General features: G+C 37.4%; 10 protein-coding genes. 9 read left to right on the forward strand and 1 reads right to left on the reverse strand.

All coding sequences use genetic code 11. The features are described from left to right. Positions 1 to 524: 524 nt before the first annotated feature. From AB1414_10760 to phoU, 8 genes are all read left to right on the forward strand, one after another. Positions 525 to 1313 (forward strand): phosphate ABC transporter substrate-binding protein, encoded by a 789-nt coding sequence (locus AB1414_10760; GenBank protein ID MEW6607911.1) that lies wholly within the window; start codon positions 525 to 527, stop codon positions 1311 to 1313. 894 nt (positions 1314 to 2207) lie between these two features. Beyond that, positions 2208 to 3053 (forward strand): phosphate ABC transporter permease subunit PstC, encoded by an 846-nt coding sequence (pstC, locus tag AB1414_10765; protein ID MEW6607912.1) that lies wholly within the window; start codon positions 2208 to 2210, stop codon positions 3051 to 3053. Between the two features lie 99 nt (positions 3054 to 3152). Next, a complete protein-coding gene (gene pstA, locus AB1414_10770; GenBank protein ID MEW6607913.1) occupies positions 3153 to 3989 on the forward strand; it encodes a phosphate ABC transporter permease PstA in 837 nt (278 codons plus the stop codon). Positions 3990 to 4103: 114 nt separating this feature from the next. Next, positions 4104 to 4859, forward strand: a complete 756-nt coding sequence (gene pstB, locus AB1414_10775; protein ID MEW6607914.1) for a phosphate ABC transporter ATP-binding protein PstB — start codon at positions 4104 to 4106, stop codon at positions 4857 to 4859. Between the two features lie 2 nt (positions 4860 to 4861). Next, positions 4862 to 5617 (forward strand): phosphate ABC transporter ATP-binding protein PstB, encoded by a 756-nt coding sequence (gene pstB, locus AB1414_10780; protein MEW6607915.1) that lies wholly within the window; start codon positions 4862 to 4864, stop codon positions 5615 to 5617. 123 nt (positions 5618 to 5740) lie between these two features. Further along, complete coding sequence (locus AB1414_10785; protein MEW6607916.1) at positions 5741 to 5869, forward strand: hypothetical protein; 129 nt, start codon at positions 5741 to 5743, stop codon at positions 5867 to 5869. After that, on the forward strand, positions 5859 to 6233 hold the full coding sequence (locus tag AB1414_10790; protein ID MEW6607917.1) for a four helix bundle protein: 375 nt from the start codon (positions 5859 to 5861) through the stop codon (positions 6231 to 6233). The genes AB1414_10785 and AB1414_10790 overlap by 11 nt, the downstream gene beginning before the upstream one ends. 47 nt (positions 6234 to 6280) lie before the next feature. Then, the gene (phoU, locus tag AB1414_10795; protein MEW6607918.1) at positions 6281 to 6949 is read left to right on the forward strand and encodes a phosphate signaling complex protein PhoU; all 669 of its coding nucleotides are present in this window, start codon (positions 6281 to 6283) and stop codon (positions 6947 to 6949) included. 9 nt (positions 6950 to 6958) lie between these two features. Here phoU and AB1414_10800 read toward each other — a convergent pair whose 3' ends face one another. Continuing rightward, a complete protein-coding gene (locus AB1414_10800) occupies positions 6959 to 8140 on the reverse strand; it encodes an LL-diaminopimelate aminotransferase (protein ID MEW6607919.1) in 1182 nt (393 codons plus the stop codon). 279 nt (positions 8141 to 8419) lie between these two features. Here AB1414_10800 and AB1414_10805 point away from each other — a divergent pair, with 279 nt between their 5' ends. Then, positions 8420 to 8545, forward strand: a complete 126-nt coding sequence (locus tag AB1414_10805) for a hypothetical protein (GenBank protein ID MEW6607920.1) — start codon at positions 8420 to 8422, stop codon at positions 8543 to 8545. Positions 8546 to 8707 lie beyond the last annotated feature (162 nt).

Below are 8707 nucleotides of genomic sequence, written 5' to 3' on the forward strand. Positions count from 1 at the left end.
TTGGGATGATTTTTGGAGCAAAATGGCACTCAACATTATCACCTATATTCCATAAATTTGATGTCTTAATAGGTATATGTATCATTATCTTACTCTATATCTTTATCAAACGTCATCTTCACCATAGAAGTACTGAGTAAGAGAGGAAGTAACTATTCACCCTGTAGGAAAGTAGGAGGGTAGGGAAGTAGGAAAGGGAAAGAAAATGAATGAGAAGTTATAAGGGAAAAGGGGAAAAACAGGGAAAAATGGGAAAAGAAAAAATGGAATCACTTTTACCCTTTTCCCCAATTTCCCATTTTCCCTTTATTACACACTGATCACTTACAAAATCTTAATTTATGCCGTTGTTGAGTATAGTATGAAGTATTTTCCCCTCTTTCTACTTTCCTACTTTCCTACTTCCTACTTGCTTGGTATGCTGAATAGTTACGAGAGGAAAAGAGTATTGAGAGTAAATTATGCTAATTACCATTTTACCAGTTACCAATTACCAATTACCAACAAAAGAAGGAGGTTTTTGAATGTATCGGTTAATTTTTTGGATGTTATTTTCTTATCTGGCAATTGGATGTGCAAAATCTAATATTGAAACGATAAATATAGCTGGTTCAACGGCTTTTCAACCATTTGCTGAGAAACTCGCGGAAGAATATATGGCAGGGAAGAATGATGTTCGAATTAATGTTCAAGGAGGAGGTTCTGCGGTAGGAATTCAATCGGCACAAAGCGGTGTGGCTCAAATTGGTATGGCAGATATGGTCACATTGCCAAAAGAGGCGCAAGGATTGAATACTGTTGTTGTGGCAAAAGATGCTGTGGTGTTGATTGTTCATCCAAATAATAAAATTGCGAATTTAACGCCACTCCAAATCCAACAAATATTTAGCGGTCAGGTAAAAAAGTGGAAAGAAGTAGGTGGGGAAGATAAACCAATTACGGTCATTTCAAGAGAAGAAGGTTCTGGAACACGGGTCTCCTTTGAAGAATTACTGTTAGCCGGAACCAAAGTTAGTGCTGGTGCTCTTATTCAGGATTCAAGTGGTGCTGTTAGAACAATGGTTGAAAATGACCCAAATTCTATTAGTTACCTCACTTATGGACTTGTTACTGACAGGGTAAAATCCTTAAAAATAGATGGAGTGTCACCCACCTTACAAAATATCAAAAAAGGCAGGTATAAAATCATTCGACCGATTTTCTTGCTTACGAAAGGACCAGCGGAAGGGAAAATAGGAGAATTTATAGAATTTATCCTTTCTAAACAAGGGCAACAACTAATCTCAGACTACGGATTGATTCCGGTTAAATAAATGGTAATTATGTAACTATTCAGCCTGTAGGAAAGTAGGAGAGTAGGGAAGTAGGAAAGGGGAGACATTGTCCCCAGAAGAGGAATACCGTGCACATCCTTTATCCCTTTCCTACTACCTACTTGCCTACTATTTCCTCCTGAAACGGAACTTCCCCCTAAAAATTACCTAAAAAATAGACTTAAATCTATGTATATCAATGGCATACGACTAAAATATGTTTAAAAAATGTGCCTACGAATATTTACAATTTTAGTAAAAATAATACTTGACAAAAGTAATGCTGTTTTGATATGATATTTAGTAATAAAATCGCCCGTCCATATTGTAGCTACGAAAATCAAAAAAGCCTAATTAACATATCTTCTTAATTATCAATGTGTTAATGGAGTTTTTTTGTGTATTTTCTGGGGGAAGTTCCGCTGAAAGTAGGAAGTAGGAGAGTAGGAAAGTAAGAAAGGTATTATCTAATTCTATCTAAAGATCTTAATTATCTGCCAGATTTTCAATCCATTTGGGATATATCTGAAGAAGTGAGTAGGATACTTATAGCTTTAATCAAATCAATTAAGAGTAAAATAGTATGAAGTATTTTCCCCCTTTCCTACTTCCTACTTTCCTACTTCCTACTACCTACTTGCTTGGTATGCTGAATAGTTACGTAATTATTTAACTATTGTGGTGTTGAGTAAGTTTTGTACGGCGTATCATCAGATTTCATAACCTGCAAATGGATAATTGGTAACTGGTTAAATAGTTTCGTCCTGAGATCAGCCAAACGGTATTTAATTACCAGTTACCAATCACCAGTTACCAGAATCAAATTCCGTGCGTTATTTGTTCAACACGACACCAGGGTAAGACAATAGGTTCAAGGGACAAGGAGTAATAAATTTGAGGTATCGTGAACGATTTATTCAGTTTGGCTTGTTAATTACCGCCTTTTCAACCATCGCTATCCTTATTTTAATCGCTTTATTTATCTTAAAAGAAGGATTGCCGATTATTCTAAAAGCAGGAATAAAGGATTTTGTTTGTGGGACTAATTGGTCACCCAGAGAAGGAAGATTTGAGATATTCCCAATGATTATGGGCTCATTATGGATAACTGTTGGTGCTCTTATATTTAGTCTGCCGTTAAGTCTTGCCTGTGCTATTTACTTAGCTGAATTTTCCACACAGAAGACAAGTAAAATTCTTAAACCAATAATTGAACTTTTAGCGGGCATCCCATCCGTAGTTTATGGATTTATGGGGATAGTAATATTATTTCCAGTGATTCGTAATTATCTGGGTGGGCCGGGACCTTGTATTTTAGCCGCATCAATCATTCTTGGGATAATGATTTTACCGACGATTACCAGTATTTCAATTGATTCACTTAAGGCTGTTCCACATTTATATCGGGAGGGGTCATTAGCCTTAGGGGCAACGCGATGGCAAACAATAAAAATGGTCGTCCTCCCGGCGGCACGCTCGGGCATTATTGCAGGTATTATCCTCGGTGTAGGACGGGCAGTGGGAGAGACAATGGCGGTCATTATGATTGCTGGAAACTCAGTTATCATTCCTGATTCAATACTTGACCCGGCTCGCACCCTGACGGCAAATATTGCCTTAGAAATGAGTTTTGCTATTGGAGAACACCGCCAGGCACTGTTTGCCACAGGAATTGTCTTATTCATTATCATTATGATTTTAAATACCATTGCCAATTTTATGGCAAGACGGGAGGTATAAAAGGAATATTGGTAATTGGTAACTGGTTAAATGGTAATAAGTTAGCAATTACCAGTTACCAATTACCAATTACCAAACAGTGGGAGGGAGGCAAAGGGCATGAGAATCAAGCCGCTCTTTATAGAGCAGATTGTCAAGAAAACATTATTTTTAGGCACTGCCTTAACGGTCTTAATTTTATTATTCATTATCTTCTATGTGCTCAAGAATGGGCTGGCAGTAATAGATTTAGAATTTCTTTTAAGTTCACCAAAAGAACTCGGCAGAGCTGGAGGAATATTCCCCTGCATTATAGGAACAATCATCCTTCCCCTAGTAGCAATTCTCATTGCCACGCCGCTTGGTGTTGGCACTGCCATCTATTTAACAGAATACACAAGAGAGAGTCGGTTGACAAAAATAATTAGATTTGGCACTGAATGTCTGGCTGGAGTGCCATCTATTATCTTTGGTTTATTTGGATTTGTTCTTTTTGTTGTTTATCTTGGTTTTGGTTGGTCAATTCTCTCTGGAGGATTTACATTGGCTTTTATGATTCTGCCAACAATAATTCGCACTTCGGAGGAGGCAATTAAATCTGTGCCTTCTGCCTATCGTGAGGTAAGTTTTTCACTTGGCGGAACCAAATGGCAAAGTATTACCAGAGTTGTGCTTCCTCAAGCATTACCCGGAATAGTTACCGGCATAATCTTAGGTATAGGTAGAAGTATTGGCGAGACCGCCGCGGTAATATTTACGGCTGGTTCATCCCTACAAATCCCGGATTCTTTATTTGATTCAAGTAGAACGATGGCTGTCCATTTTTACATCTTGACCCGCGAAGGTATCTCTATGCAAAATGCCTACGGCACAGCCACTATCCTGATAATTGCTATTTTATTAATTAATCTCTTTGCCTACTGGTTGATGCACCGGTTTATGGCAAAGTTTTCCTGATAGGGTTTAACAATAGGGCTTCACGAAATTATAAAGTAAGTAATTGGTTAAATGGTAATTGGTAAGTAATTACCATTCACCAGTTACCAATTACCAAAAATATGGAGTGCAAAATTGGAAGATAAAATTATCGTTAAAGACCTTAACCTTTACTTTGGCTCATTTTGTGCTCTGAAATCTATTAATCTGAAGATTAGAGCGAATGAGATTTTAGCCATTATTGGGCCTGCAAAATCAGGAAAAACTACATTTTTACGCAGTTTAAATAGATTAAATGACTTAATTCATAATGTAAAAGTAGAGGGCGAGGTTCATCTTGATGGTAAAAATATTTACAAAGAGGATATTTCACTTAGCTGGCTTCGACGAAAGGTAGGAATGGTATTTGCCCTGCCGATTCCACTTCCAGGAAGTATATTTGAAAATATTACCTACGGACCTAAACTGGCTGGTGTTACTTCTAAACAGACACTTGCATATCTGGTCGAGAAGAGTCTAAATGCCGCATTTTTATGGGATGAGGTAAAAGATAGACTGCATACCTCTGCACTTAAACTCTCTGGTGGTCAACAACAGCGATTATGTATTGCCCGCACATTAGCCTTAGAGCCTGAGGTAATTTTATTAGACGAGCCCTGCTCAGGACTTGACCCAATCTCTACCGCTAAAATAGAAGAGGCACTCCATAAATTAAAAAAAGAATATACTATTGTTCTTGTAACAAACAATACAAAACAAGCGGCAAGGGTATCAGATAACACCGCATTCTTTTTAATGGGAAATTTGGTAGAATATGGTTTAACAGACCATATTTTTACTGTCCCTCAGGATAAAAGGACCGAAGATTATATCTCCGGAAGGTTTGGATAAAAATGACAGATAAAATTGAAATCACCAATCTATCATTTTATTATGGTAACTTTTTAGCATTAAAAAATGTCCAGATGAATATTAAAGAAAAGGCAGTTACGGCTTTAATCGGACCATCAGGCTGTGGAAAATCAACATTGCTTCGCACACTTAATCGAACAAATGAATTACTCGAAGGAACGAAGATAGAGGGAAAGGTGCTAATTGACCAGCAGGATATTTATGCCCCTCAAACCGATATAATCCAATTGCGAAAAAAGGTAGGTATGGTTTTTCAACGGCCCAATTGTTTTCCGTTATCTATCTATGATAATGTAGCTTACGGACCAAAGGTTCATGGCATCAAGAAAAAGGTTGAATTAGACAGAATAGTAGAGAAAAGCCTGATTGCCACATTGCTTTTTGATGAATTAAAAGATAAATTAAAACAATCCGCATTAAGTCTATCGTTAGAACATCAACAACGACTGTGTATCGCTCGTGTTCTGGCTTTAGGTTCGGAGATTATTTTACTTGATGAGCCTTGCTCTGCCCTTGACCCAATTACTACCTTACGCATTGAAGAACTCTTAGCAGACCTCAAAAAGGATTACACGATTGTCATTGTTACTCATAACATGCAACAGGCAGCAAGGGTCTCAGATTATTCTGGCTATATGTTATTAGGAGAACTTGTTGAATTTGACCGGACATCTAAAATATTCACCAACCCGCAGGATAGACGAACGGAAGATTATATCACCGGAAGGTTTGGGTAAATAAATGGTAATTGGTAATTGGTAATTGGTAACTGGTGAATGGTAACTGGTGAATGGTGAATGGTGAATGGTAACTGGTGAATGGTGAATGGTGAATGGTAACTGGTGAATGGTAACTGGTGAATGGTAATTAGTTACCAATTCCCAATTACCAGTTACCAATTACCAGTTACTAATTACCAGTTACCATTTACCAATTACCAGTCACCAATTACCATTTACCAAAAAGTGAAGGGAGTAAATGGAATATAAGACATTTGAGGAGTTAGAAATTTATAAGATGGCACGCGATTTCAGGGGGAAAATATATAGACTCTCCAGGCAATTACCAGAAGAAGAAAAGTATAATTTGGCAAATCAGATGCGGAAAGCATCTGTTTCTTTGACTAACTGTATTGCAGAAGGACACGGGCGCTATCACTACCAAGAAAATATTCAGTTTGTAAGACAATCTCGAGGCTCTCTTGAAGAGTTAATTGATGACCTTAATGTATGTATTGATGAGAATTATGCTGACGAAACTTACTTAGATAAGTTAAAAAGGAATGGATATGAATTGCTGAAGAAACTCAATGGTTATATTAAGTATTTAATAAAATGTAAGGGTGGTAATTGATAATTTAATTACCAGTTACCAGTTACCAGAAGAAAGGAGGGCAAAAAATGGAAAGGTTTTTTGATGAAGAATTAGAAGAATTGAAGGCGAAGCTACTTTATATGGCTGAGATAGCAGAAAAGATGATAGAATTGGCTATTCGTGGATTAATAGAACGGAATAAGGATTTAGCCCCGGGGGTGTTTAAGGCTGAGAAGGAAATAAATATGCTTCATATTGAGGTGGATGAATTGTGCCTGCGGCTAATTGCCTTACGACAACCAACGGCTAAAGACTTGAGATTTATTACCGCCGCAATGAAGATAAACAGCGAATTAGAACGAATTGGAGACCAATCTGTCAATATCTCAGAAAATACTGAGGTCTATTTAAATTATCCTGAAGTAAAACCATTAATTGATACCCCACGCATGGCAGAGATTGCCAGACAAATGGTCAAAGATAGTCTATCTTCATTTGTAGATAAGGATGTAGAGTTAGCTCGCTCTGTCCTTCGACGCGATGATGAAGTAGATGGCTTACGAGACCAGATATTTCGCGAGCTTTTAACTTATATGATGTCAGACCTGACGAAGATTCAACCAGCATTAGCCTTGATTCTTATTGCCCGAAATATCGAACGGATAGCCGACCACGCCACAAATATCAGCGAAGATGTAGTATTTATGGTTTTAGGCAAGGATATAAGACATCATATTGAAGAAGTGAGGGAATGATTGCAAGCATTAGAATTGCAGGGCACAAGATTTAATTCTTGAGATTACTTCTTTTAATCTTTGCTCATCAACCGTTAATGCGAATCGTATGTAGCCCTCTCCATAATCTCCAAATCCCACACCCGGCGTAGTCACAATACCTGCTTTTTCAATAAGTTGAGTCGTGAGTTTTGTTGAGGTAAGATGATTTGGGGTGGATAGCCAGATGTAAAAAGTCGCTTTAGATTTTTTTACCTTCAAACCTAAACTATTCAAACCATCGATTAAAACATCTCGTCGAGATTGATACATTGTTCGCATCTGCTCTACACAATCCTGAGAAGATGTAAGTGCTTTAATTGCCGCATATTGCACTGCCTGAAATATCCCGGAATCAATATTAGTTTTGACTTTGAGTAGTCCCGAGAGCACCTTTTCATTTCCCACAGCAAATCCAATTCGCCAGCCCGTCATATTATAGGTTTTAGAAAGGGAATGAAATTCTATCCCAACTTCTTTCGCACCATCTACCTCAAGGAAACTTACTGGCTTTATCCCATCAAAATAAATCTCAGAATATGCCGCATCATGACAGACAATAATGTTATATTTATTGGCAAATTCTACGACTTGCTGGAAAAACTTTAGACTGCAAGTAGCTGAAGTAGGATTATTCGGGTAATTAAGAAAGAGTAACTTTGCTCGAGAAAGAATATTATCTGGTATTTCACTCAAATCAGGTAAAAAATCATTCTGTTCTCTTAATGGAAGTGAGTATGGCGTTGCCCCGGCTAATATCGTTGCAGATTGATACACAGGATAGCCCGGGTCAGGGACTAAAACTATATCATTTGTCTCAACAAAGGCAAAAGGGATATGGGCAATTCCTTCTTTCGAGCCAATCAAAGGTAAAACTTCTTTTTCCGGGTCTAATTCTACGCTAAATCTATTTTTATACCAGTTAGCAATCGCGACTCTAAGTTCTAAAAGTCCATTATAAGAGGGATATTGATGGTTTTTAGGGTCGTATGATGCCTGATTTAATGCCTCAATGATATGATTTGGTGTAGGCATATCCGGGTCTCCAATACTTACATCAATCAAATCTATCCCTTTTTTCCTTGCCGCTTGTTTCAACTCATCAATTTTAGCAAATAAATAGGGTGGTAATGCGGCTATTCGATTAGCCATTTCTATTTTAATCTTACTCAATGTTATTCCTCCTCTATTGTCGTGTTGACTAAGTTTTGCACGGCGTATCATCAGATTTCATAACCTGCAAACGGATAATTGGTAATTGGTAATTGGTAACTGGTAACTGGTTAAATAGTTTCGTCCTGAGTTCAGCCGGTAATCCCTCAGTTATCAGTGGTAAAAACTAAATAGAAATTTTGTAAGCGTTCAGGGGGGTAACAAAAGGAGATGTGGAGATTAAGGAGATAGGGAGATATTATTAAAAAAATTGAAATTAGTAGAAACTAATAGAAATTTATGGAAATTTGTTATTTCCCACAATCAATTTCTATCTATTTCTATAAATTTCAATCTATTTCTATTATCTTATCTCCATATCTCTCTTTATCTCCTTATCTCCCTTCTTACACTTCTGATGTATAGCCTGAACGGTTACGAAATTTTCTCTCGCAAAGACGAAAGTTCGCAAAGATTATAATTTATTCCTTTGTGTTCTTTGCGCCTTAGCGAGAAATTTAATCTTTATGCCTTTCTCCCACCAATAACTGACCGATTACCTCAGCCGAACGGTATTTAATTACCAGT

It is taken from the genome of bacterium, from assembly GCA_040755795.1.
In the GTDB taxonomy this organism is placed as follows: Bacteria; UBA9089; CG2-30-40-21; order CG2-30-40-21; family SBAY01; genus JBFLXS01.